Source organism: Larkinella terrae (assembly GCF_009668025.1).
GTDB classification, from domain to species: domain Bacteria; phylum Bacteroidota; class Bacteroidia; order Cytophagales; family Spirosomataceae; genus Larkinella; species Larkinella terrae.
On record NZ_WJXZ01000002.1, the window covers coordinates 43,587 to 68,623 of the forward strand.

Genomic DNA, 25,037 nt, shown 5'->3' on the forward strand with positions numbered 1-25,037 from the left:
CGGTTCGTGGAGTTGTCGTACCAAAAATTACTGTTTCATGATTTTCCGAACCGTCGTCCGGTCGCCAATCTGGATTTGCAGGAAATAATAACCGGCCGCCTGCTGACTCAAATCCAGCTTGGTTTGCCGCTGGCGCGTCGTCAGTTGTTTCGAAATCCGGCCGCTCTGGTCGGTCAACTGAAGTATTGCCGGATCTTTCTGCAACGGCAAATCGATGTCAATCGTCAGGATGTTCTGGGTCGGAACCGGGAAAACCTTCACGGCGGTGATGAGCGGATCGGGTTCCAGACCAAGTACGGGCAGCACCCGAACAATGGCCGTTCCCGTGGCCGTTCCGACTCCGCAGGTGTTTGAAACCGTATTGACCTTGTAAGTCGTGGATTTGATTGGGGTTACCGTAATCACATGCGGATTGGCGCTGGTCGTTACTTTGGTCGTTTTTAAGCTGTCCGAATATTCAAACGTCCAGGGAGCGTCGCCCGTCAATGCAAAAGAGAGCGGTGCACTTTCGTTGTCGTAAATATCCTTCGTTCCCGTGAGTGTGACGGTTGGCAGCGCGCGGACATTGAGAATCGTCGGGCTGCTGCTACCCGGCACCGGCACCTGTGGATTGGTCGCCGTCACCCGCACCCGGTAAAGTCCCTGGGTTAACGTCAGCGGCAGCGGGGCCGTAATCGGGCTCTGCGTGGCACCAGCCATGATTTCGGTTTTATTGACAAACGCCGTATCCGCAACGGGCGCCATTTCGACCCGGAAGGTGTTGCCCTGTGTAAACTCTCCGGCGGCCGTGAAGGGAACCTGGATTTGGGTACCGACGCAAATCGTTGTTACTGATAAAGCATTAGTGGTAACGGTTGGGATAACCGCGTTAACCGTAAACGTTCCGACAGGGGTGCCGTTACCGCAGGAATTGGTGATGTTGGTAACGGTGTAAATCGTTGTTTTCTTGGTCGGTAAAAGATTAATCTCCTTCTGATTCGTGGCCGAAGTGCCGCTGGTTCCGTCCGACAGCGTGTAACTAAATGGAGGTATGCTGGTAAACGAAATGGTAACCGGAACGGTTTTTCCCAGATTTACGGTAGCGGTTCCTTCAATTTTAGCCGTCGGTGGCGCGTTGACGATCAGTTTGATTTCGGATTTACGGCTTTCGCAACCATTGCTGGCTTTCTGGGTAACAAAATACGAATCACCTTCCGGTTTGGTTGAAATATTGGTTGTCGGTGGCGTTGGCGTTGCCGACGATTCGCGGCCGTACGGGTCGATCCATTTCAGATTCTGTCCGGTTGCTTCCAGCGGTTTGGCCGTTGCATTCTGGCAGTAAATAACCGGGGTTACAACGGTGGGTTTGGGTGTAACATTGACTTTATACGTAATCGTCAATTTGTCACTTTCGCAGCCATCGACGGTTTGGGTGGTTTTATAGGTATACGTAATGGTCTGATCGACAACCGTAGCGGGCGTTGGTGCGCCCCCGAGTATCTGATCACCGTTATCGAACCATTTGATATTTTGCCCGACGGCCTGCAAGGTTTCGGTTGGTGCATCCTGACAAACCTCTTTACTGGCAATGGTAGGAGCACCCGGCAGCGGTTTTACCCGGATCGAGGTTTTCGTTCGCGGCCCTTCGCAGGCTTTCAGCGTTTGGCTGACGTAATAAACAAAGGTGCCGTCTTTATCGGTTGCCTGAACCGGGTTGGCGGGTAAAGCCGTACCGCCCGTTTCAACATCGTACCACTTGAGCCCTTCACCATCCGCTTTTAATGGAACAGCAGCTTCTTTCTGGCAGACGACTGGCCGGTCGATCGTTACCGCAGGGGCTTTTGGCGTTGGGTTGACAATGACCGAAATGGTCGTCTGGTCACTTACGCAACCATCCAGCGTCTGAGTAACTGCATAGGTATAGCTTCTGGCGTCGGCATTCGGAATAACCGGAACCGTCGCTGACGGAGCTCCGCTGGCATTGAACCAGTTCAGCGTGGCACCAGACTCCTGAGTTGCGGTCAATATTGGAGCCGTTGTATTCTGGCAAAATTCCAGCGCTGGATTGGCTACTGTGGGTTTACCCGGTTTCCGTTTAATAACGACCGTAATGTTTTCTTTCGGACCTTCACAACCGACTACGGTCTGGGTGGCCGAGTAAACAAAAGAGCCCGCTGCCGCAGTTGATGGCGTAGGCGTTGGAATAACCGCTCCCTTGTCGTCGTACCATTTAATTGAGGTACCGGTAGCCGCTAATTCTACGGAGTTTCCGCCCTGGCAAATCGGAGCAACCGGCGTAATGACCGGTTTCGCTGGTAACGGATTGATCGTAACATCGAGTTGAGACCGGTCGCTTTCGCAGCCGTCAACGGTTTGCGAAACAAAATACGAACTGGTTCCGGTGGCACTGACCGGCGGAGTCGGTACGGTTGCCGAACCGGTGCCGCCCGTTTGGGCTGAATACCATTTCAGGGTACCGTTACCGGCTTTAGTAACGCTCTGATCCAGACTTGCAACCGCCGTTCCGATACAGGCCAGGACGGTTTTGGTACCCGGTGCAGCGGGCTTATCTTTGATCGTAACCGTAATCTTTACGGAGACACTTTCACAACCGTCTACCCGTTGGCTAACGTTGTATTCAAACGTTCCCGGGCTTGCAGAACTGGGTTTGGGCGCCGTCGGGGAATTGGAAACACCCGGGCCGTTCCAGACCAGCGTTGCGCCAGCGGCAGCCGTAGCGGCCAGGTCGGGAACAACGTCCCCTTTGCAATACGATAAGGCGGTTTGGGCAACGGTCGGGGCGGCCGGTAAGGCTTTCACCGTAACCACAACGCCTGTGCGGGGGCCTTCGCAACCCGTGACGGTTTGACTGACGTAGTAGGTTTTTGAACCAACTGTTTTCGTGTCCGGTGTGATGGAAGCCTCGCCATTCCCACCCGTAGCGACATCATACCATTTTAAATTTTGGCCCGTTGCGGCCAAGGCGGCTGAGGGAGCATTCTGACAGTATGCCACAGCGCTGGTCGCCGTTGGTGCCGACGGAACGGCGTTGATCGTTACCTGAATAACCGCTTTCGGGCTTTCACAACTCGTTCCCACCACCTGACTGACCGAATAGCTTGTTACTCCGATCGCACTCGTTGGCGGGGTTGGCGGGCCAGCTAAGGCCGTTCCATCCGGCGCATACCATTTGAGAGTTCCGCCACTGGCCGCAATGGCCGAAAGCGGGGAAGAGGGGCCTCCGGCGCAGTAGGCAACGGGCGAAACAGTCGGAACAGGGGCAGTTGGTTTAACTTCAACGGAAATTTCGGCCCGGTCACTTTCACAGTCATTGACCGTCTGGCTGACGTAGAATTTGAAGGTGCCTGCGGTGCCGGTATTAGGGACATTGGAAACGATATCTCCACCCGTTGCGGCATTATACCATTTTAAGTTCTGTCCGGTTGCCGTTAAGGCAACGGCGGTTTGGTTTTGGCAGTAACTTGCATTGGCACCGGGCGTGGGGGCCGCCGGTTTTGCTTTGACCGTTACAACCAGCGACGCTCTGGGGCCTTCGCATCCATCGATCGTCTGGCTAACGTAGTACGTCGTACTGCCCGCTGTTCCCGTGGGTGGAGATGGGGCCGTTCCCGAAGGTGTTCCGCCCGTTTGATTGGTTCCGTACCAGTTCAGGCTTCCGCCCCCCGAAGGTGAGGCTGTCAGGGCCGCGGTCGGGGCGTTCTGGCATAAACTAACCGGACTCGTGCCGGGAGCGGCTGGGGTGGCTTTGATGGTAACCGTAATAGCAGCCCGATCACTTTCACAGCCACCGGCATTTTTCTGGCTGACGTAATAACTGGTCGTTCCGGCCGTCGCGGTTGCTGGCGTTGGGGCAGTGGATGAACCGGTTCCGCCCGTTTGGCTGGTTCCGTACCAAACCAGTGTATTACCCCCGCCCGCAGTTGCCGATAAGGCTGGTACCGGAGTTCCTAAACAAACTGCAATGGGGGTTGTCACCGTGGGTGGCCCCGGTTTGGCATTAATCGTAACGGTAATACCGACGCGCGGTCCCTCGCAGTCGCCGATGGCCTGACTGACATAGTACGTAAAAGTACCGACGGCATCGGTCGCGGGGGTTGGTGCCGTGCCGGAAGCGCTTCCGCCGGTTGCACTGGTTCCCCACCACTTCAGGCTGGCGCCACCGGACGCCGTGGCTGTAAGAGGAGCGGCTGGTGCGTTCTGGCAATAAGTCGGCGCTGCCCCCGGTGTTGGAGCCCCCGGAACGGCACTAACCGTAACCTTAATCTCGGCTCTGGGGCCTTCGCAGGTTCCAATGGCCTGACTGACGTAATAGCTGGTTACACCCGCAGCCGCAGCGGAAGGCGTGGGAGCGGTTGGAGAAGAACTACCACCAGATTGACTTGTTCCCCACCATTTAAGGGTGGCACCTGAACTGGCCGTCGCGGTTAGCTGAGCTGGGGTTGCCCCCTGGCAATACGTTACGTCTGCCGTTCCCGGGGCACCGGGGATGGCGTTAATGGTTAGTGCGGTTGAGCTGTTGCTGCCATTTACGGCCGGATTGGTCGAGACTACGCGCACCCGGTAACCGGTGCCGTTGGCCCCGCCCGGTATGGTGCCGGTAATTGGACTGGTGGCGCCACTTCCGATGTCGGCAAAAGTTCCGGAGGTTGTGGCGAGTTGTACTTTAAACTGGTTGCCGGTTACAAAGGTACCCGAGGTAGTGAAAGGCACTGAAATGGTACCGCCAGCGCAGATCGACGAAACCGGCAATGCGCCCGTTGTAATCGTCTGGGCTGATGCCACGCTGCCACTTGCAATAAACACAATCAGCAAAAGCCAATACAGACGTATAGATTTATTCATACGGAATCAAATTAGTGAGGAAAGTAGTCGGTTAACTTCGTTTTATTCTGAATAATTACCCAAAAGTACAAATTACATCGACTGATATATAATCTCATGAATTTGCCGACGAATTTTTTGGGTATTGATCAGTGTATTACCCGCGCTGGGGTTGACGCGATTGGATAGAAAAATGAAGACAAGATCGTAGTCGGGGTCCACCCAGATTACATTTCCGGTAAAACCGGTATGGCCAAAGGAGCGGGGCGAAACCTGCGTCGCGTGGTAAACGCTGTTGCCGTCCACTTCGGGTTTATCCCAGCCCAAAACGCGGTGGCTGCGATCGCTCTGAGTGCGGACAAAAAGTGGTACAGTTCCGGGCATCAAAAACCGCTGACCGCCGTAATTGCCCCGTTGGAGATTCATTTGCAGGATTTTAGCAATGTCATTCGCATCGCCAAACAGACCGGCATGGCCCGAAATACCGCCCTGCAAAGCCGCCAATTGGTCGTGAACCGTGCCCTGCAGGAGCGAATTGCGGAAGTAGGTATCCTGTTCGGTGGGAGCAACCCGGCAACCCGCGTGGCATTGCAGCGGATTGAAGCAGAGCGTCGAAATGCCCAGCGATTTATACAGATTTTCGTTCAGGAAAATGTCCAGCGGTTGTTTGGCTACCCGTTCGACGAGCTTTTGCAGAATCACGAAACTCAGATCGCTGTACACATAATTATATCGGCCGTCTTCATCCGCCCGGCTGGTCAGGGGAGTCCGCACAATCCACTGCCAGATCGAGTCGCGCAGGGCCGGAGCGGCATACAGATTGGGGCCAACCTGCAACGAATAAGTCGTGTCGCGGACGGAGCGGAAGGCCGACATGCCCGGGGCTTTCGACCGTTCAATGGCCCGCGACAGACCCGCTGGCAAACCGGTCTGGTGCAGCAGCACATCGCTGACGGTCATATTCCGCTTGCTGTTATTCTGGAATTCGGGCAGGTAATAGGCCACTTTCTGATTCAGGTCGATGGCTCCGCGCTCGTTCAGCAGCATCACTGCCTGGAGCGTAGCCAGCACCTTCGTGAGGGAAGCCAGATCGTAAAGAGTTTCGTCCGTTACGCGCTCGGCATTGTTATACGACAGCGTACCAAAACTTTTGTCGAAAACCACTTTTCCTTTTCGGGCTACCAAAACCTGACAACCGGGAAAGGCGCGGTCGCGGATGGCTTTTTGAACCACAGTTTCAATGTGTTTCAACTGCCCCGACCGCATTCCGACACTCTCGGGCAGGCTGTAAGCCAGGCGCTGGTTGGGGGCGGTCAGCAACCCGTTTCCGATTCGCCATTCACCAATGGTAACCGGCATAACGCCTTTGGCGGGAACGGCCCCAAAAATAATCTGAGGCACCACGCGCTGCATTTCTTCACCGTCTTCGTAGGCGCACAAAACCGCATCGGCTTCCGTTCCGATGAAGGGCCGGAGCGCGTACGCTGGCCCAAAGGCACAAACGACTACCCGAACTCCGCGCTGTTTCAGGCGGTTAATCAGAGTCAACGACGCATTAGTAACGCCGTAATTCCACTTGGCCGACGGACTCATCCGGTGAAAGCTTACCACCACCAGATTGGCATCGCCAACCTGATTCAGCATCTCCTCCACGTTGTGATCGCCCGACGGTTTTTCGCCGTACGTGATCTGGCGAAATGGTGCATACCGCCCCAGCATTTTCTGGAACGCGTTGCCATAATCCGTTCCGATCGAGACCGAAGCCAGACGCAAAGTGTCCAACGCACTGACGGGTAATAAGTTATTGGTGTTTTTGACGAGCGTAACCGCTTGCTCACACAGTTCCTGTTTGAGCAGTTGGGCTTCCGACGAATTTAGGTCGCGGTTGAGGTTTTCGAGCTGGATGGGCTTGTATTTGTTCAAACCTGCCCAGTACTTGGCCCGCAGGATTTTCTTGACCTTTTCGTCAATCAGTTCCTGCGAAATGCGCTTCTGCTCAATGGCTTCGGCAATCCGGTGCACCGCGTCGGGCACATTTTCCGGGTACAGCAGCACATCGTTTCCGGCCATCAGGGCCCGCAGGTTGACTTCTTCGGCCGGTAATTTGCCGATTCCGCCCATATTGAGCGCATCCGTAAAGACCAGCCCCCGGAACCCTAATTCCTTCTTTAACAGATCCGTAACAATTTTTTCGGATAGGGTTGCGGCCAGGCGCGGAGTATTGTCGACCACCGGAACGTGCAAATGGCCGGTGACAACACCCATGAGGCTATCCGCGATCAATTTGCGGAACGGATACAGATCGATGTCGTTTAGCTGCGTAACCGAACGGCTGATTGTGGGAAGCGTCAGGTGAGAATCGCTGCTGGCGTCGCCGTGGCCGGGAAAATGCTTGGCGGTGGCGATGACGTGGGTGTGTTGCAGCCCTTTCATGTAGGCCGACGCTTTCAGCGCTACATTTTCCTTCGATTCGCCAAAGGAGCGGTTTCCGATAACCGGGTTGGAAGGGTTGCTGTTGATGTCGGAAACCGGGGCAAAATTGATGTGAATGCCCAGCCGCTGGCACTGGCGGCCAATTTCGGCGCCCATGCGGTAAATCACGGCGGTGTCGCTGATGGCTCCCAAAGTCATTTGTTTCGGGAAATCCATCGTACTGTCGAGCCGCATGCCGAGTCCCCATTCGCCGTCGATGCCGATGAGCAGTGGAATATTGGCGGCAGCCTGATATCGGTTCGTCAGGATGGCCTGCCGGTTGGGTCCGCCCTGAAAGAAAATAAGTCCGCCAATGTTATAATGGCGAACCAGTGTTTCGATGTATTGGTAATGCGCTTCGTCCCGATTGGAAAACGTGGCAACCATAAAGAACTGCCCAATCTTCTGCGCCTGCGTCAGGGTGCGGAAAACACTGTCGACCCACCGCTGCTGCTGCGGAGCTGAGCCCCAGACCTCAACCGGATGAGCCGCTATTTTGTGATGCCACACTTCGGCTTTGGCCACGCGCGTCGGGGTCTCCTTCGAAAAAGGAGCCAACAGGTTCGCTGATAGTAAGGCATTACGCCAGCCTGACCCCCGCCAAACAGGCCGGGCCAATCCGGAATGATTCCATCCAAAAGCTGTCAAAAAACCGGCCACTAACAGAGCCAACACTACCCGAGAGACAACTTTAGCACGCATTTTGGTTAAGAAATACAGTTACGTCAGGTTGTACAGTTTATTCCAATCAAACGATAAAGTTAACCAAATAACGAAAACATGCCTAATTAAAACACACGATAAACCGCCTATTTATGCATAAATTTTCAACGTTTGACCTGTAAAAAATTTTGAAATAAGGGGTTTAAGAGAAAATAAAGGCGATTTGCGCCGTTAACTACCTCACTTAATCCGGCAATTCCTGTGCCACAAAAAAAAGAGCGGTGCCACAACCGAAGTCGTGGCACCGCCATCCTGAGGAAGGAATTATGGATTATCTCAGCTCAATTTCTTGCGTAGCAGAACCCAGGTCTGCAGAACGGAGGGAGCAGCTGCCTTGACACAATTCGTGAGAGCACGTTTGTCAGTAACTGTCGTCGTTTTGCATACCTCCGGCTTGTACTGCTTCGCTTTGCGGTGAGCAGCGAACAGATTTTGCGGATGACCCATGGCTGAAGCATTCAGGCTGGCACCAATCAACAGGAAAAAGATTACTAACGTTTTCATACTCTTCACGGGCTTGGCCCTTCTTAAGTTCTTTACAAAGATATGGGTTTTCTATTGTACCTTGCAATACATAGTACCTTGTTTTTTCAAAATAATTTTTAAACGGTACTATTTATTGATGAACGGTATTGACTTGCCAAACCTGACGCAACCAACTTCCCTTAAGACGTGAATACTTAGATAAGGTAACGTAAAGGTAGCGGGTCTTTTTCCTATCTTCTTAGTAAAAGTAGCTGAACTGTTCAAAACAACCGACCAACCATCTGAATAAAAGGACGAAATCCATCCGGCGTCCGACAATCAACCGGTTTCAGGGGATGAAATTACGGAATGACAATCCGCTTGACCGCCCCGTCGTCCTTCTGAGTGACGTTAACAAAGAAAACTCCCTTGGCTTTTTTGTCGATGTCGATCTGTCCGGCGTAACTTCCCGAGAAGTCTTTCACGTCTTTTTTGGCAATCTCTTTTCCGTCAGGTGTCGTTACCCGGATGTGGATATCTCCTTTGGCCGGGGCCGTAAACCGGACGTTTAACTCGTTGGTTTCCGGGTTGTTGGGATATACCTGGAGGTTGCGGATGGTGGGTGCTTTTTCGTCATCCATCGACCAGCTCCAGTTGCGGAACGAGTCTTCCATGCGCTGACCGAAGTTTTCGGGCCAATGGAATTCGAGCCGTTTCAGCCGATCGACCAGCGAGTCGGAATCAAACCGGTAGCGGTTTTGCAGTTTGCCGTCCTTGTAATACCGGAACTCACTCGGGCCGGTCGCGCGGTTGGGCCGACGCGCCGTAATGTCGCGCTCATTTCGTTTGGCAATCCGGTCGGAGTTGCGGTTTTCGCGGTAATTGAAATTACTGTTGTTGTGCGTATCGTCGATCACGATGGTGATCTGGCCTTTGGAATTTCCGCGTTTGGTCCGGATCGAATCGACCAGCCGGTTGACCAGCGCATCCCGTTCGTCATCCCTCATTCCATTCAGGCGATAGCTGCGTTCGATTTCGCGAACTTCACCGGCGTTGGTGCGCTCAATAATCTTCACGTTGACGTTGTTTTGATCAGCGTCCGTTTTCTTGTCGGATTGGGCCTGCGCTGCGGCCGACCAGCCGCACACCAGCAGGACTGCCAGCATCGGGCGGTAACAGATAACAGATTGGATACTCATTGCGTTAATCGTTTTTACGGTCAGAAAACACTGCAAACCTAGGGCAAATCGAATTGTTTCGTTGTTAAAGTTTGTTAAAGGAAGCGGGTATTTTAGCCCGTAGGCCGTGGGTTTTGTAATTTTAGGTGAGGATAACCAATCAATAGATGTACGGTTAATCGAAAATGTTGCACAGGAGGAATAAAAAATGACAAAACAACGCATCCGCTGGATTGCCGCGTTGATGACGGTGGGTTTGCTGGGGCTGATTTCGTTGCAGCTCTACTGGATCAACAACGCGCTTTCGTTGCAGAAGGAACAGTTTGATTATAAAGTGACCGACGGTTTGCAGGAAGTGGTTCGCACGCTGGAACGCCAGGAAATTCTGTATCTGGCGCGGCAACGCATGAACCAGCAGCAGCAGCAACGTCAGCTGATGGCCATTTCCCGACCAGCCGTTGGCATACAGTCGGTAAATGACCGCGACCAACTGGCCAAAACGGGCAACCGGTTTTCTAAAAAAGCCCGCACTGAAGCCTATCTGGCAAATCGGGCAAAAGAACCTATTGTGTCGGAACCGGAAAGCAACGCAACGGTTCCGGTCAGCGTCTGGCAGCAAACGCAGGTTTCGCCTTCCGACGCCTTTCATTCGGATGTGCAGAAACTGTCGGACGTTCAGCAGAAGCATTTCGAGGATCTGGTGCGGCAACAGGACGCGCTGGGCCCGGATGAACTCTGGGATTTGCAGATGCAGCAGCAACGGCAGTTTAATAACCTGGTCGATCAGGTTTTTGAGCGGCAATTGCGGCTGCTATACGCCCAGCCGGACAGCACGCTGATCGTGTCAAGTCCGGTTAAAAAGCAGCAGATTATTCGCAAATTACACCCGAAACCAAAACCGGTGGTACCGGTTTTACCCGTTGATCAGGCACATTCCAAAGCCGGAATGCGGAAGGTCGAGCAACAGTCGGAAATGGTAAAAGGGGTGGTGCGGGATTTGCTATTTGCCAATCGCCCGATCGAAAGCCGCCTTAACCGTACGGTGCTGGATTCGCTGCTGAAAGAAGCCATCGCCGAGCGGGGCATCAGCATCCCTTTTGAATACGGCGTTCGGACCAATGTGGGCGTGGGGCTGGCCAAACCGCAGTTGTTGTTTGCGTCGCATTCGCAGAATCAGCTTTCGGAGAACAAGAAAGTGTACAAAGCCGTGTTGTTTCCGAACAATTTTCTGGAAAAAGGCAATTATGTGTACGTCTATTTCCCGGATCAGCAGCAGTTCATTCTGCGGAAAATGAGCGCTGTTCTGGCGGGGTCGGCGATTCTCGTGCTGGTGATCATCACCTGTTTTTACGTTGCCATCAATACCATTATGCGGCAGAAAAAACTGGCTGATATCAAGAATGATTTCATCAACAACATGACGCACGAGTTCAAAACGCCGATTTCGACCATTTCGCTGGCGGTGGAAATGGCGCAGGAGCAACTTAGCCACGGCCTGGAACCGGCCGAAGAACCGGCGACGCGCCTGACCCGCTACATGGGCATCATCCGCGACGAAACCCGCCGACTGGGTACGCACGTCGAAAAAGTGCTCCAGATGGCGCTGCTCGACCGGGCCACGGCGGGCAAGGGCGCGGTTAAACTAAAATTGTCGTCGGTCAATATTCACGATGCCATTGGCAACGTTCTCAATACGATCGGTTTGCAGATCGAGCAGAAAGAAGGCGAAGTTCACCTGGATTTTGAAGCCGCCGACGAAATTGTGGAAGCGGACGAAGTTCACCTGAGCAACATTCTCTATAACCTGCTGGATAATGCCATCAAATATTCGCCCGAAAAACCGGATATTACCATTCAGACGCGGAACGTTGAGAATGGGATTAGTGTCACCGTTTCCGATCATGGCATTGGCATGACGAAAGATCAGGTGGGCCGGATTTTTGAGAAATTCTACCGCGTTCCGACGGGCAACCTGCACGATGTCAAAGGCTTCGGGCTGGGATTGAGTTACGTCAAGAAAATGGTCGAAGAGCACCACGGTTCCATTCGGGTCGACAGCCAGTTGGGGAAAGGAAGTTCGTTTGAAGTAATTTTGCCATACCAACACACTTAAACCCCTGATAAACCCTGATTTCCTCTGGTAACCTCTGTGTAACAATAAAAGCTATTTCACAGGGTTTATCAGAGGTAATCAGGGTTTATCAGAGGAAAATTCAAGATGCCGAAAATCTTACTGGTTGAAGATGACCCGAATTTGGGGATGTTGTTGCAGGAATACCTGAACGCCAAAGGATACGATACCGATCTGGCAACCGACGGCAATCAGGGCTGGCAGCGGTTTGTCGATCACGCGTACGACCTGTGTCTGTTCGATGTGATGCTGCCGAAAAAAGACGGTTTTTCGCTCGCGAAGGAAGTTCGGATGTCGGGCCGGGATGTGCCGATTATTTTCCTGACCGCCAAGTCGATGAAGGAGGATACCATTCAGGGCTTCCGGATCGGGGCCGACGACTACATGACCAAACCGTTCAGCATGGAAGAATTGCTGCTGCGGATTCAGGCCATTCTCCGGCGGTACCACAAAACCGATGAAGCCCAGCAGCCCGCGACGTATCAGATTGGTTCTTTTTCCTTCGATTTTGCGCACCAGCTCCTCACCCGCGACGGAACCGACGTCAAGCTGACCAGCAAAGAAGCGGCTTTGCTGAAGTTGTTCGCCCAGAACAAAAACCAGCCGCTCAGCCGCAGCTTTGCCCTCAAGCTCATCTGGGGTGACGATTCGTATTTCAACGCCCGCAGCATGGACGTTTACATCACCAAACTCCGCAAGTACCTCAAAGAAGATGAGTCGGTGCAGATCGTCAACCTGCACGGCGAAGGATTTAAACTGATGGCGTAACGTTTCGGTATGTTATCTTTGTTGCTAAAATAGACTTTAGACAAGAGAGATTAGATGAAAAAGCAACTCGCTGCCTTTTAACCGTTGGTCACTTGTCTATTCTCTTTCTTCTTTCTCTAAGTATAAATATGCTACGAAGACCACGCAGAAATAGAAAATCGCCCGTTATTCGGGAACTGGTGCAGGAAAACTTCCTGTCGTTGTCCGACCTGATTTATCCCATGTTCGTGATGGAAGGTCAGGGCGTTCGCTCCGAAATCACTTCCATGCCGGGTGTCGCCCGGTTTTCGCTCGACCTGCTGCTGGAAGAAATGCAGGAATGTGTCGATCTGGGACTGAAAACATTTGCTTTGTTTCCCAACCTGCCCGAAAGCAAAAAAGATAAATACGCGACCGAAAGCCACAATCCCGAAGGTCTGTATCTGCAGGCCGTAAAGGCCATTAAAAACCGGTTTCCGGACATTGCCCTGATGACCGACGTAGCGATGGACCCGTACAGTTCCGACGGTCACGACGGAATTGTGGAAGAAGGTTCAGGCGGTTTTGAAGTCGTCAACGATGAAACGCTGGTGGTGCTGGCTAAAATGGCGGTGGCGCAGGCCCGCGCCGGTGCCGACATCATCGGGCCGTCGGACATGATGGACGGGCGTATCGGTTATATCCGCGAAGCGCTTGACAAAGAAGGATTTACGAACGTTTCGATCATGGCGTACACCGCCAAATACGCCGGGGCTTTCTACGGCCCGTTCCGCGATGCGCTCGATTCGGCTCCTCGTTTTGGGGATAAGAAAACCTACCAGATGAATCCGGCCAACAGCCGCGAAGCCCTGATCGAAGCGGAACTGGATTATGCCGAAGGCGCTGATTTTCTGATGGTAAAACCGGCGATGGCTTATCTGGACATCATCAAACTGCTGAACGACAATTTTGACCTGCCGATTGCCGCGTATAATGTCAGTGGGGAATACGCGATGGTAAAAGCCGCAGCTGCCAACGGCTGGATCGACGGCGAACGGGCCATGTTGGAAATCCTGACGGCCATGAAACGCGCGGGTGCCAAAATCATCCTGACCTACTTTGCGAAGGAAGTTGCCCAACTCCGGAAATCCTAGACTTCATAAAAACCGGTAGTAGGAGGTTCGTCTTCCCGGTTCTACCTTTGCCGCATGAGCACAATTTTGATCCAGAATGCCCGTCTGATTAACGAGGGAACCATTCGCGAAACGGACGTTTATTGCAAAGACGGTTTTATCGAACAGATCGGTTCGGGCCTGAACAAACCGGCGGATACCGTTATCGACGCCAAAGGAAACTATTTGTTACCGGGCGTCATCGACGATCAGGCGCATTTCCGCGAACCCGGTCTAACCCACAAAGCCACCATCCATTCTGAAGCGCGGGCGGCCGTAGCCGGGGGCGTCACGAGCTTCATGGAAATGCCCAACACGGTTCCGAACGCGCTGACGCAGGAATTACTGGCCCAGAAATACGACATTGCCGCCCGGACGTCGCTCGCCAATTATTCGTTTTTCATGGGCGGTTCCAACGACAATCTGGAAGAAGTCCTGAAAACCGATCCCGAAACCGTCTGCGGTATCAAAATCTTTATGGGGTCGTCGACGGGTAACATGCTGGTTGATAACGAAAAGGTGCTGGATGCGGTATTTCGGGAAAGCCCGATGCTGATTGCGACGCACTGCGAAGACGAAGCCACCATTCGGGCGAACACGGCGCGGTATAAGGAAGTGTACGGCGATAACGCAAACGCCCGGATTCATCCGCTCGTTCGGAACGAGGAAGCCTGTCTGAAATCGTCGTCGCTGGCGGTCGAACTGGCCCGGAAACACAATACCCGGCTGCACATTCTGCACATCTCGACGGCTGACGAACTGCCGTTGTTCGACAATACGATTCCGTTGAAGGAAAAACGGATTACGGCCGAGGTTTGCGTCCATCACCTCTGGTTCGATGCCGACGATTACGACCGGCTGGGCAATCTGATCAAGTGCAATCCGGCCATTAAAGCCCCGCATCACAAACCGCAGCTCTGGCAGGCCCTGCTCGACAACCGGCTGGACATCATCGCCACCGACCACGCCCCGCACACCTGGGCCGAAAAGCAGCAGCCCTACTGGCAGGCGCCTTCGGGTTTGCCGTTGGTCCAGCACCCGCTGCTGCTGATGCTGGAAGCGGTTCAGCAGGGAAAAATCACGCTGGAAAAAGTGGTGGAGAAAATGTGCCACGCGCCCGCCGACTGTTTTCAGATCGACCGGCGGGGCTACGTTCGGGAAGGCTACTGGGCCGATCTGGTGTTGGTTGATCCCAACCAAAAAACCGCCGTTGCCAAAGAAAATATTCAGTACCAGTGTGGCTGGTCGCCCCTGGAAGGAGCGGTTTTCGGTGCAACCGTAACGCACACCATCGTTTCGGGGCATCTGGCTTACGCGGATGGAAAGTTCAATGAAACCGTGTCTGGCAAACGCCTGCGGTTTACGCGCTAACGAAAAAAGGCCGACTGCAAAGTCGGCCTTTTTTCGTTATTTGGTTCAGCCTTGTTCAGGCTAGCTTTCGCCTATAGAAACATCGGTTGAGAATAGAGAGATATAAATTACTAAACTTCTCGTAGCACCAGGATTTTAACTGTTTCACTTCCTCGGGGATGAGGAGACCAATTGCTTTTTTTAATTCCTTCTCAAACAATTTCTTGTCAAAGCTCACTTTCTGAAGGATAGTCTTGATGTACTCCAGCATTGTTGCCATACTACATACTACGTTTTTTTGGTTAGAGTTTTGAGGATCTACTCCACATTAGAAAGATGGTCGGCAGAAAGGAAAACATCCGTCGGCATCTCCAAAATTGTAACGCATTCTGGTTATTTTTGTTGCTCAAATTTAGAGATGAAATTTTTAAGATTCCAATTTTTATTTGTATTATTTTTTTGCGGCCCATTGAGTCTGAAAGTGTTAGCTCAGGAGCCGTCCATTGCTATTGAACTGGGCGAAACTGACATTTCGATCCAACGGCCCTTCACGATTTCGGTCATCATCAAAAACAGCGATTCCCGGCCGATTATTAACTTTCCCTCCATCAAAGGTTTCATTAAAAAAGGCACGGAAACGAGCGTGTCACCCGTCGAAATTAATGGAAAAACCGTTGTTTCACAAGTAATTACCCAATCATATGCGGCAATTCGTCCCGGACAATACCGCCTGCCGCCGTTCGAACTGGTGGTCGGCGAAACGACGATTCAGTCCGAAGAAGTCATAATTACCGTCCAAGCCGACGCAACTACAACCCCCGTTGTGGCTCCGCCGGAAACCATTGCCAAAAACGACGTTTTTCTGTCGCTGAGTACGTCAAAAGGCTCTGTTTACACTCGTGAAGGGTTTTCGGTAAAATTGTCTTTTTTTGTGGCCGAATCCTACCCGTTTGAGTTAACGTTTTATGAACTTGAGCAACAGTTACAACAACTTCTGAAAACACTGCGCCCGGCCAATTGTTGGGAAGAAAACGAAGGAATTACAGACCTTTCCCGCCATGCGGTTTTTTTTAACGGCAAACAGTACGCAGAATACCGCATTTATCAGGCCACGTTTTTTCCCCTGACCCGGCAATCCATCCAACTGCCCTCGGTTAGTCTGAAGTTGCAGCAGTTCCGACCGGCTGCCAAACCGGGTGGTGAGCGGAAAAAAGAGATCGTATCGTACGCAACCCGCCCACTGTCCGTAAGTGTAACGCCCCTGCCGCCCCACCCGCTTCGCGATCAGGTGGCTGTCGGGCAATTCCGGCTGATTGAGACGAGTCTGCGGAAAAATCCGGCCGTCGGGCAGAGCGTTCAATATAATTTCCGGATCACCGGCGAAGGAAACATCGCGTCTTTGCCCGCTCCGGTCGTACCTGATTCCACGACGTTTGATATATTTCCGCCGTCTGAAAAAGAGGTCATCAACCGGAGCGGGGGAGTGGTGTCGGGCTACAAAACATTTTCGTACGCGTTGATCCCCCGGCGGAACGGCACCTTCCCGCTGGCGTCGTATTTTCGCTGGATTTATTTTAACCTGAAACAGCAACGGTACGATACCCTGCGCTCCGCCATCACGTTACGCGTAGGCGGCACGGCTTTACCCGAAGGCGACACGGTCCGGGTCAGTTTGCCGGGTTCGATTTATACCGGAATCGAGAAAACCGACAGCTCAGAACAACCGGTCAATATGCAGGAAACGCTGCGATTACTGGTAAATATCCTGCTGATCGGCATGATTCTGGGAATGATGTATTTATTTTGGAGAAAATGAGTGTAGACAAGAGAGATGAGACAAGAGAATAAAGAAAGGTCAGCTCCGGTTTTTTAATCTCACGTCTCTTGTCTATCCTCTCACATCTAGAAAAAAATGAGCAGTACATACGGAACGCTTTTTAAAATTTCCACTTTCGGCGAATCGCACGGCGCGGCCATTGGCGTAATCATCGACGGTTGCCCGGCCGGTCTGGAGGTAGATACGCAATTTATTCAGTCAGAACTGGATCGGCGGAAACCGGGGCAATCGCGGATTACGACGCAACGGCGCGAGAAAGACGAGTTTCAGGTACTTTCGGGCATTTTTGAAGGAAAAACCGAAGGAACGCCCATCAGCCTCGTGATCTGGAACGAAGATCAACGCAGCAAAGATTATTCGCACATTTCGCAGCAATTCCGCCCGTCGCACGCCGATTATACCTACCAGCAAAAATACGGCGTGCGCGATTACCGGGGCGGTGGCCGCAGTTCGGCCCGCGAAACCGCTGCCCGCGTGGCTGCCGGAGCCCTGGCCAAACTGTTGCTGAAACAGCAGGGTGTTCAGATTCAGGCGTATGTGTCGCAGGTCGGTAAATTGAAGCTCGAAACGCCGTATCAGCAACTGGATATTTCGAAAGCAGAGGAAAACGCGGTGCGTTGTCCTGACCCGGAACTGGCGCAGCAGATGTTCGACTACATCGACGAAACCCGGAAGCAGGGCGATTCGATTGGTGGCATTGTGTCGTGCGTTGTGACCGGAACGCCGGTGGGTTGGGGCGAACCGGTTTTTGATAAATTACATGCCGAACTGGGCAAGGCCATGTTGAGCATCAACGCCGTGAAAGGCTTTGAATACGGCAGCGGTTTTGCGGGCGTCGAACTCCACGGTTCGGAACACAACGACGAATTTTACATTGAACCGGGCGACGAAACCGGTCGCGTTCGGACGCGGACCAACCATTCGGGCGGGATTCAGGGCGGTATTTCCAATGGCGAGGATATTTATTTCCGCGTGGCCTTCAAACCCGTTGCAACCATCATGCAGGATCAGGACAGCGTCGATGTCGACGGCAATCCGGTGGTGGTTTCGGGCAAAGGACGGCACGACCCCTGCGTGGTGCCGCGCGCGGTTCCGATTGTGGAAGCCATGACCGCGCTGGTGCTGGCCGATTTTTACCTGCGGAACAAAGTCGCGAAAGTGTGAGCTTCAAACTTGCCCCCCACCCCCTGAAGGGGGCTTTTGTAAGCATTTTTTTTAAAGCCCCCTTCAGGGGGTGGGGGGCAGTACCGGTTCTAGCCTTTTTTTTCGGGTTATGGGCCGAGAACGCAGCCGCCCAGCCGCTCCGGCGCTACGTCTTCGACCGGGGGCTGTTTGGAACCGAGTTTCGCCAGATTTTTTACGCGCCCGACGATAGTACTGCCCAGCACGTTCGTCGGGCGGTGGATACCCGAATGGATTCCCTCAATGTCGTCATGAGCGATTACCTCGACGGTAGCGAGATCAACCGGTTGTCGGCTACGGCGGGGTCGGGGCGCTGGGTAGCGGTTTCTGCGGACTTATTCGATGTACTCAATCGGGCGGTTTCCATTGCCCGGGCGTCCGACGGTTTATTCGATCCGACCATTGGGCCGTTGTCGCAACTCTGGCGACGGGCGGTTCGGCGGCAAATTTTCCCGACCAAACCGGAGCTCCGAAAAGCGCACCGGCTGGTTGATTACCGGTACATTGAATTTGACGCCGGTCAGCGAAAAATACGGTTGAAAAAACCGGGTATGCGGCTCGATGTCGGCGGAATCGGGCAGGGATACGCCAACGATGAAGCGATGAACGTTCTTCAACAATTGGGTATAAAATCCGCTTTACTGGACATTGGCGGGGATATTCGGCTGAGCGATCCGCCACCGGGCGAACGCGGCTGGCGTATTCTGACCGGTTTTAGGGCCGATACCACCACCTTGTTTTTGAGCCACGTTGGCATAACCGCGTCGGGAGCCACGCACCGGTTTCTCGACCACAATGGCAAACGGTATTCCCATTTGATGAATCCACGAACGGGATTAGGACTGCTCCATCATGTACAGACGACGATTCTGGCCCCCGACGGCACCCAGGCCGACGCGCTGACAAAAGTCTTCAGCGTGGCTGGAATTCGAAAAAGTAGGCGGCTGGTGAAGCGGTTTCCGGGTGTAACAGTTTGGATTACGGAAGAACGAAACGGAAAACCGCTCAAGTGGAGTTCAAAAAAAGACCTGTAAGGTTTTGAAAACCTTACAGGTCTTTGAAACTTCCAGGACTCTTATTTCGAGGTCGCCATGACCATTTTGATGTTCAGTTTGGCACCGGTTTGCAATACATCGACCAGATCCTGAACGGCGAGCGTTTTATCGACCCGCACCACAATCGTTGGTTCGAGAACGTCCTTCAAAACCGACTTCAGCTCCATTTCCAGATTTTCGGGCGAAATTGGAGTTTTATCGATAAAATACCGCTTTTCAGCATCGACCGAGAGCGTAATCTGTTTCTTGCTCAACTGCTGCGACGAAGCGGCTTTGGGTAGCAGTAGTTTAATGACGTTAGGGTTGGCCACCGTCGAGATAATCAGAAAGAACAACAGCAGGAAGAACATGATGTCGTTCAGGGAGGAAGTAGCAACCTCGGCGGCAAACTTGGTTTTTCTTCGGAATTTCATTGTCGGAGATTATAGAGAAAAGACAAGAGAAAAAAGACGGTTTTTGGGTTTGTCTTTCGTCTCTTGTCTAACTTCTTTTATCGTACTCTGGCGGCTTCGGTTGGTTTCTGCAGCACTTCCATGAACTCGAACGAGTTGATTTCCAGCTTCAGCGTGAATTTTTCGATCAGCATGTTGAGGAGGTGATAACCGGTGTAGGCAATGACCCCGACGATCAGACCGGCGCCGGACGTGATCATTTTTTCGTACAGACCACCGGCGATGATTCCAACGCTGATGTTATCGGACAGCGAAATGTCGTAGAAAATCCGGATAATCCCCGAGATCGTTCCGATAAAACCCAGCATCGGGGCAATACCGGCAATGATTCCCAAATAGCCAAGATTCTTTTCCAGCCGGGAAAGTTCGATTTGCCCGACGGTTTCCAGCGTTCCTTCGATTTCCCGGATCGGCGAGCCAATGCGCCCGATGGCCTTTTCAAAAATCCGCCCGATCGAATTCCGCTGGTTTTTACAGAACGATTCAGCCGATTTGATATTTCCCTGCATCACCATATCTTTCACATTGTCGATAAAATTATCGTCGACTTTGGTATTGTTCCGGATGAACAGCCAGCGTTCGATAATCATGTACAAGGCCAGAAAGAATAGGAGTGAAATTGGAATCATGACCCAACCGCCTTTGGCGACCAGATCGAAGAGTTGCATACTTTGGGCCGGGGCTGCGGCTGCTGCCGTGGAATCGACGGCCGGGCCACCAGCCGTTGGAACTTGTAATAGAATCATGTGAGCTATGAATCAGATAATCAGTTTTATACTAGCCTTTAAGCCGGAGCAGGAGAAAGCATCTTCGTTGTTCAACGCCTTCCCCGCCGGATTTATTGTCTTAACCCTGTCAGCGCCGGGCCGTCGATACGGTTGAAAACCCTGACAGCGGTTTTGGTTTCATGATATATTAAGAACTTTTTAAACCGCTGTCAGGGTTTTCAACCGCTGACAGGGTTTCTACCGTTGGTCAAATATAACGAAACAATAAGTAGAATGATTGGAAAAGTTACTGATCAGGCTTTAAGCAAAATCTTCCCGTGCCGACCGGCCTGTTCGCTGTGTTCAACGGCTTTTTTGATTTCGGAAATGGGGTAGGTGGCTTCAACCGGCACCTGAATCTGTCCGCTAACGAGCAGTGTCATGACATTCCGGGCTACGTTTTGCCGCATCTGGCTATCGACCCGGCGCATCCAGTCGGTGAGCCAGAAACCCTTGACCGTCAGCTCCCGGAAAATCACCAAACCAACATTGAACGACGGATTCTGCATGCTTAAGACGCCGTAGAGCAGCATGGTGCCACCTTTTGCCAGACATTTCAATGCATCGGAAGCCGTATTTCCGCCCACGGCTTCCAGCACACAGGCTACTCCTTTGCCCTCCGTGATCGCTTTGACGCGGTTTGTCAGTTTTTCTTTCTCCGTATTGATAATTTCTGTCAATCCAAGCGCTTTTAATTCGTCGTCGAGATCATGGTGCCGCACCGTTCCGATGGTCTGGATGCCTTTCAGCTTGCACAATTGAATCACGAGTTTGCTGAACGACGATCCCGCGGCCGTCAGCAGCACCCATTGGCCGGGCTGTAAACCGGATTCTTCCAGCATGGCGTAGGCCGAAAACGGGTTGACAAACAACTGCGCGGCCACTTCGTCAGACAACGCATCCGGTACCGGAATCAGGCTTCGTTGTTTGGCCAGAACGTACTCCGACCAGGTGCCGATGGCCGTAAAACTCACCCGAATCCCGGTTCGCATCGTAACGCCTTCCCCCAGCGCATCCACGATTCCGACGCCTTCAAAACCGGCACCGGAAGGCAATTCGGGCTGAATGCCGTAAAGGTTCTGAACAAACATCAGATCCGAGGGATTGATCGGGCTGGCGATGACTTTAATCCGAACTTCGCCGGGCCCCGGTTCGGGCAGGGGCGCATCGACGACCTGAAGGACGTCGGTGGGTTTGCCAATGGAAGAAAAGCTGACGGTTTGCATGGATAGAGCAAAGGCTTAAACCGTAAAATACCGAATTGTTCGACAAAAGTACAAGGCAATCCATTGTTACCAGCGGGAAAGTAGGTCTGAATAGACAAACTTTCTAATTTTGCCCGCTTGATGACTTTTTTAACAACTGACCCAAAACCGCTAATTCCCGGAAAACCGCCTTCGTGCGGGTAAGGGATGGGTCTAATCAACACAAACCGCATGAGTGAATTCTGGGCTTACCTCCAATTGGGTTTTTCACATATAACCGATCCGGGTGGCTACGACCACATTTTGTTTGTCATTGCGCTGTGTGCTATTTATAACCTCAATCAGTGGAAACAGGTTTTGATTCTGGTGACGGCGTTTACCATTGGTCATTCCTTCACACTGGCTCTGGCAACGCTGCAACTGATCGACTACAGTACCGAACTGATCGAGTTACTGATACCGGTCACTATTCTGGTGACTGCCATTTCTAATTTTTTCTTCAAAGTACCCAAAAGCCGTTTTAACGAACCGCTGAAACAACCGAAGGGGCGCTACGTGCTGGCGTTGCTGTTCGGGTTAATTCACGGCATGGGTTTTTCCAATTACCTGCGGAGCCTGCTGGGTCAGCAATCCAGCATCTTAAAACCGCTGTTTGCCTTCAATCTGGGGCTGGAATTCGGCCAGATTTTTATCGTCCTGGCGGTTTTGGCCCTTGCTTTCGTGCTGGTCGAACTGCTGAGCGTTCGGCGTCACGACTGGAATCTGATCGTTTCCGGGATTGTCGCCGGAATGGCCCTTTCCCTCATTATCAACAACGGGTACTTCGCCTGACGATAATGTAATTACGGACGATCAGCCCGTGTGAGCTGGTGAACCGTTAAGCTGATATTATCTAATGGATTACAGAAATCGTCACGGACTGACAGTCCGTGGTACTAGAGTAAGGATAAATAGCATCTTTTCCGGGATTGTACGGTCGCTATCCCATTTGATAAAGTAAGTTTACCGGTTTTTAGTAACTTCATTGCTGCATTCATCACAAATTATATTCGGATACCTAACTATGAACCTGAGATTTTATCTCTTGGCTGCGGGATTGACCGCAATAGTATTTGGCACCAGGGCGCAAACGCCTTCAACCACTACCTACAAAGCCAACGACCGCTTCGAACAGATGGGCCAGTTGTTGCCCACACCCAACACCTTCCGGACGGCTTCCGGCGCGCCGGGCCGTGACTTCTTCCAAAACCGGGCGGACTACGATATTAAAGTAGAACTTGACGACGTTAATCAGAAAATTATTGGATCGGAAACCGTCACCTATTTCAATAACTCACCCGATGAGCTGAAGTATATCTGGTTGCAACTCGAGCAGAATTACTTCGAAAAAGGCTCCATCGGGGGTATTACCGGAACCGGAAGTGTCAGCGCAACCGGAACCTCGACGGCCGCATTGGCAGAGCTGACCACCACGGCCGGACACCGACGCGGAAAGGCTTTTGACGGGGATTTTGGCTATAAAATTACGGCCGTGAAGGACAAAACCGGAAAACCGCTCAAGTATACGATCAACCAGACGATGATGCGAATCGACCTGCCCGCGCCGTTGAAACCGGGGCAAAACTTCGTTTTCGGCGTCGACTGGAATTACAACATCACCGAATACTACGGCCGGAGCGGCTACGAATTTTTCCCGAAAGACGGCAATTATAATTACTTTATCGCTCACTGGTTTCCGCGGATGGCGGTTTACGACGATGTCAACGGCTGGCAACACAAGCAGTTTCTGGGGCAAGGCGAGTTCACGCTCATTTTCGGCAATTACAAAGTAGCGATCACAGTTCCGAACGACCACGTGGTGGCGGCATCAGGCGAGTGCCAGAATTATAAGCAGGTGTTGTCGGCGACGCAGGCCCAGCGGATGCAGAAAGCCGCCAATTCCAAAACGCCGGTGGTGATTGTGACGCAGGCCGAAGCCGAAGCCGCCGAAAAAGGAAAACCGACGGGCAGGAAAACCTGGATTTACAAAGCCGATAACGTCCGCGACTTTGCCTTTGCGTCATCTCGCAAGTTCATCTGGGATGCCATGCAAACCGATGTCTACGGCGACGGTCGCAAAATCTGGAGCATGTCCGTTTATCCGAAAGAAGGCAATCCGCTCTGGGGGCAATACTCGACCCGGGCCGTGGAACATACGCTGAAATCGTACGGAAACCGTACCTTCAAGTATCCGTACCCGGTCGCCATTTCCTGCCACGCTACGCCGGGCGGGGGCATGGAATACCCGATGATCAGCTTCAACGGCGGGCGGCCCGAACCCGACGGCACCTACTCCGAAGCCGTGAAAGCCGGGATGATTGGGGTGATTATCCACGAAGTAGGGCACAACTTTTTCCCGATGATCGTCAACTCCGACGAGCGGCAGTGGGCCTGGATGGACGAAGGACTGAACACCTTCTGTCAGTATCTGGCCGAAAAAGAATGGGATTACAACTTCCCGACCCGGCGCGGGGAGCCGTACCAGATTGTCGACTACATGAAATCTGACCCATCGGTTCTATCGCCGATCATGACCTCGTCCGAAAATGTCATTAACCTGGGATCGAACGCCTACGCGAAACCGGCGGCCGCGTTGAACATCCTGCGCGAAACCGTCATGGGCCGCGAGCTGTTCGACTACGCCTTCAAAGAATATTCCCGACGCTGGATGTTCAAAAACCCGACCCCGGCGGATTTCTTCCGGACGATGGAAGACGCTTCGGGCGTTGATCTGGACTGGTTCTGGAAAGGCTGGTTCTACGGTGTCGAGCCTGTTGATCAGGATCTGGTGGAGGTCGATTGGTTTACTTTGAACACCCAGAATCCCGAAGTGGAAAAAGCCCTTGCCCGCGCCGAAGCCGCCGGAAAAGCCAAAACCGTGAGCAAAATGCGGGATGCGGCTACTCAAGCGCAAACCGTGGTGGCGAAGGATTCGACGATGAAGGACTTCTACAACCGCTACGATCCGTACGCGGTAACCGATGCGGATAAAAAGAAATACGAGGATTACCTGTCGTCGCTGACGGAAGACGAGCGTAAAACGCTGAACTCAAAAAATAACTTCTACACGCTGACACTGAAGAACAAAGGCGGTTTGCCGATGCCGATAATCGTGCGGATGGAGTTTGAAGATGGCACGGATTCGGTGGCTCGTTTTCCGGCGGAAATCTGGCGGTTCAACGACTTGCAGATCAACAAGGTGATTGCCACCAGCAAGAAAGTGACGCAGTGGACACTGGACCCCTTCCAGGAGATTGCCGACATCGATACGGAGAACAACTCGTTCCCGCGCGTTTCAAAACCGACGCGTTTCCAGTTATTCAAGCAGCAGGGCGGTGGCCGTGGTGGTGCTCAGGGTCCGAACCCGATGCAGCAACAGCGGCAATCGACGCAACCACCGGCGCGGCAGGGCGGGGCGCCGAAGAATGAATAATGAACAATTGACAATGTATAATGAAAGGA

General features: G+C 52.6%; 17 protein-coding genes. 9 read left to right on the top strand and 8 right to left on the bottom strand.

Going from position 1 to position 25,037, the window contains the following annotated elements:
- Positions 1-27 precede the first annotated feature (27 nt).
- From GJJ30_RS04340 to GJJ30_RS04355, 4 genes are all read right to left on the bottom strand, one after another.
- On the bottom strand, positions 28-4,842 hold the full coding sequence (locus GJJ30_RS04340) for an Ig-like domain-containing protein (RefSeq protein ID WP_154173560.1): 4,815 nt from the start codon (positions 4,840-4,842) through the stop codon (positions 28-30).
- Between the two features lie 72 nt (positions 4,843-4,914).
- The gene (locus tag GJJ30_RS04345; protein ID WP_310588185.1) at positions 4,915-7,851 is read right to left on the bottom strand and encodes a serine hydrolase domain-containing protein; all 2,937 of its coding nucleotides are present in this window, start codon (positions 7,849-7,851) and stop codon (positions 4,915-4,917) included.
- A 441-nt stretch (positions 7,852-8,292) separates the two neighbouring features.
- On the bottom strand, positions 8,293-8,520 hold the full coding sequence (locus GJJ30_RS04350) for a hypothetical protein (protein WP_154173564.1): 228 nt from the start codon (positions 8,518-8,520) through the stop codon (positions 8,293-8,295).
- A 323-nt stretch (positions 8,521-8,843) separates the two neighbouring features.
- The gene (locus tag GJJ30_RS04355; RefSeq protein WP_170299120.1) at positions 8,844-9,680 is read right to left on the bottom strand and encodes a T9SS type A sorting domain-containing protein; all 837 of its coding nucleotides are present in this window, start codon (positions 9,678-9,680) and stop codon (positions 8,844-8,846) included.
- Between the two features lie 187 nt (positions 9,681-9,867).
- Between GJJ30_RS04355 and GJJ30_RS04360 the strand changes: the two genes are divergently transcribed.
- From GJJ30_RS04360 to GJJ30_RS04375, 4 genes are all read left to right on the top strand, one after another.
- Complete coding sequence (locus GJJ30_RS04360; protein ID WP_154173568.1) at positions 9,868-11,772, top strand: sensor histidine kinase; 1,905 nt, start codon at positions 9,868-9,870, stop codon at positions 11,770-11,772.
- Positions 11,773-11,877: 105 nt separating this feature from the next.
- Positions 11,878-12,558, top strand: coding sequence for a response regulator transcription factor (locus tag GJJ30_RS04365; RefSeq protein ID WP_154173570.1), 681 nt, complete (start codon positions 11,878-11,880; stop codon positions 12,556-12,558).
- 122 nt (positions 12,559-12,680) lie between these two features.
- Positions 12,681-13,670, top strand: coding sequence for a porphobilinogen synthase (gene hemB, locus GJJ30_RS04370; RefSeq protein WP_310588204.1), 990 nt, complete (start codon positions 12,681-12,683; stop codon positions 13,668-13,670).
- Positions 13,671-13,724: 54 nt separating this feature from the next.
- Positions 13,725-15,059: a dihydroorotase gene (locus GJJ30_RS04375; RefSeq protein WP_154173574.1), complete on the top strand. Its 1,335-nt coding sequence runs from the start codon at positions 13,725-13,727 to the stop codon at positions 15,057-15,059.
- A gap of 55 nt (positions 15,060-15,114) precedes the next feature.
- Here GJJ30_RS04375 and GJJ30_RS32280 read toward each other — a convergent pair whose 3' ends face one another.
- Complete coding sequence (locus tag GJJ30_RS32280; protein ID WP_124874053.1) at positions 15,115-15,318, bottom strand: hypothetical protein; 204 nt, start codon at positions 15,316-15,318, stop codon at positions 15,115-15,117.
- Positions 15,319-15,507: 189 nt separating this feature from the next.
- On the opposite strand from GJJ30_RS32280, the gene GJJ30_RS04380 reads away from it, so the two are divergent.
- The 3 genes from GJJ30_RS04380 (at position 15,508) to GJJ30_RS04390 (ending at position 19,091) form a co-directional block, all read left to right on the top strand.
- Complete coding sequence (locus tag GJJ30_RS04380; RefSeq protein ID WP_170299121.1) at positions 15,508-16,854, top strand: BatD family protein; 1,347 nt, start codon at positions 15,508-15,510, stop codon at positions 16,852-16,854.
- Positions 16,855-16,950: 96 nt separating this feature from the next.
- Complete coding sequence (aroC, locus tag GJJ30_RS04385) at positions 16,951-18,039, top strand: chorismate synthase (RefSeq protein WP_154173578.1); 1,089 nt, start codon at positions 16,951-16,953, stop codon at positions 18,037-18,039.
- The gene (locus tag GJJ30_RS04390; protein ID WP_310588187.1) at positions 18,036-19,091 is read left to right on the top strand and encodes an FAD:protein FMN transferase; all 1,056 of its coding nucleotides are present in this window, start codon (positions 18,036-18,038) and stop codon (positions 19,089-19,091) included. Before aroC ends, GJJ30_RS04390 begins: the two co-directional genes overlap by 4 nt.
- A gap of 41 nt (positions 19,092-19,132) precedes the next feature.
- Here GJJ30_RS04390 and GJJ30_RS04395 read toward each other — a convergent pair whose 3' ends face one another.
- The 3 genes from GJJ30_RS04395 to GJJ30_RS04405 all read right to left on the bottom strand — a co-directional run bounded on the left by GJJ30_RS04395 (position 19,133) and on the right by GJJ30_RS04405 (position 21,557).
- Entirely contained in the window at positions 19,133-19,525 is a 393-nt protein-coding gene (locus GJJ30_RS04395; protein ID WP_154173580.1) for an ExbD/TolR family protein, read from the bottom strand.
- A 77-nt stretch (positions 19,526-19,602) separates the two neighbouring features.
- Positions 19,603-20,310, bottom strand: coding sequence for a MotA/TolQ/ExbB proton channel family protein (locus GJJ30_RS04400; protein ID WP_154173582.1), 708 nt, complete (start codon positions 20,308-20,310; stop codon positions 19,603-19,605).
- A 275-nt stretch (positions 20,311-20,585) separates the two neighbouring features.
- Positions 20,586-21,557 carry a zinc-dependent alcohol dehydrogenase family protein gene (locus tag GJJ30_RS04405; RefSeq protein ID WP_154173584.1) on the bottom strand — a complete coding sequence of 324 codons (972 nt, stop codon included), beginning with the start codon at positions 21,555-21,557 and terminating at the stop codon, positions 20,586-20,588.
- Between the two features lie 186 nt (positions 21,558-21,743).
- On the opposite strand from GJJ30_RS04405, the gene GJJ30_RS04410 reads away from it, so the two are divergent.
- Positions 21,744-22,367 (top strand): HupE/UreJ family protein, encoded by a 624-nt coding sequence (locus GJJ30_RS04410; RefSeq protein WP_498071825.1) that lies wholly within the window; start codon positions 21,744-21,746, stop codon positions 22,365-22,367.
- A 232-nt stretch (positions 22,368-22,599) separates the two neighbouring features.
- Positions 22,600-25,008, top strand: a complete 2,409-nt coding sequence (locus tag GJJ30_RS04415; protein WP_154173589.1) for a M1 family metallopeptidase — start codon at positions 22,600-22,602, stop codon at positions 25,006-25,008.
- The last annotated feature ends 29 nt before the right edge of the window (positions 25,009-25,037 follow it).

Coding starts and splice junctions, on each gene's coding strand:
- GJJ30_RS04340 (WP_154173560.1), bottom strand. CDS start 4,842: ATGAATAAATCTATACGTCTGTATTGGCTTTTGCTGATTGTGTTTATT.
- GJJ30_RS04350 (WP_154173564.1), bottom strand. CDS start 8,520: ATGAAAACGTTAGTAATCTTTTTCCTGTTGATTGGTGCCAGCCTGAAT.
- GJJ30_RS04355 (WP_170299120.1), bottom strand. CDS start 9,680: ATGAGTATCCAATCTGTTATCTGTTACCGCCCGATGCTGGCAGTCCTG.
- GJJ30_RS04360 (WP_154173568.1), top strand. CDS start 9,868: ATGACAAAACAACGCATCCGCTGGATTGCCGCGTTGATGACGGTGGGT.
- GJJ30_RS04365 (WP_154173570.1), top strand. CDS start 11,878: ATGCCGAAAATCTTACTGGTTGAAGATGACCCGAATTTGGGGATGTTG.
- GJJ30_RS04375 (WP_154173574.1), top strand. CDS start 13,725: ATGAGCACAATTTTGATCCAGAATGCCCGTCTGATTAACGAGGGAACC.
- GJJ30_RS32280 (WP_124874053.1), bottom strand. CDS start 15,318: ATGGCAACAATGCTGGAGTACATCAAGACTATCCTTCAGAAAGTGAGC.
- aroC (WP_154173578.1), top strand. CDS start 16,951: ATGAGCAGTACATACGGAACGCTTTTTAAAATTTCCACTTTCGGCGAA.
- GJJ30_RS04395 (WP_154173580.1), bottom strand. CDS start 19,525: ATGAAATTCCGAAGAAAAACCAAGTTTGCCGCCGAGGTTGCTACTTCC.
- GJJ30_RS04400 (WP_154173582.1), bottom strand. CDS start 20,310: ATGATTCTATTACAAGTTCCAACGGCTGGTGGCCCGGCCGTCGATTCC.
- GJJ30_RS04405 (WP_154173584.1), bottom strand. CDS start 21,557: ATGCAAACCGTCAGCTTTTCTTCCATTGGCAAACCCACCGACGTCCTT.
- GJJ30_RS04410 (WP_498071825.1), top strand. CDS start 21,744: ATGGGTCTAATCAACACAAACCGCATGAGTGAATTCTGGGCTTACCTC.
- GJJ30_RS04415 (WP_154173589.1), top strand. CDS start 22,600: ATGAACCTGAGATTTTATCTCTTGGCTGCGGGATTGACCGCAATAGTA.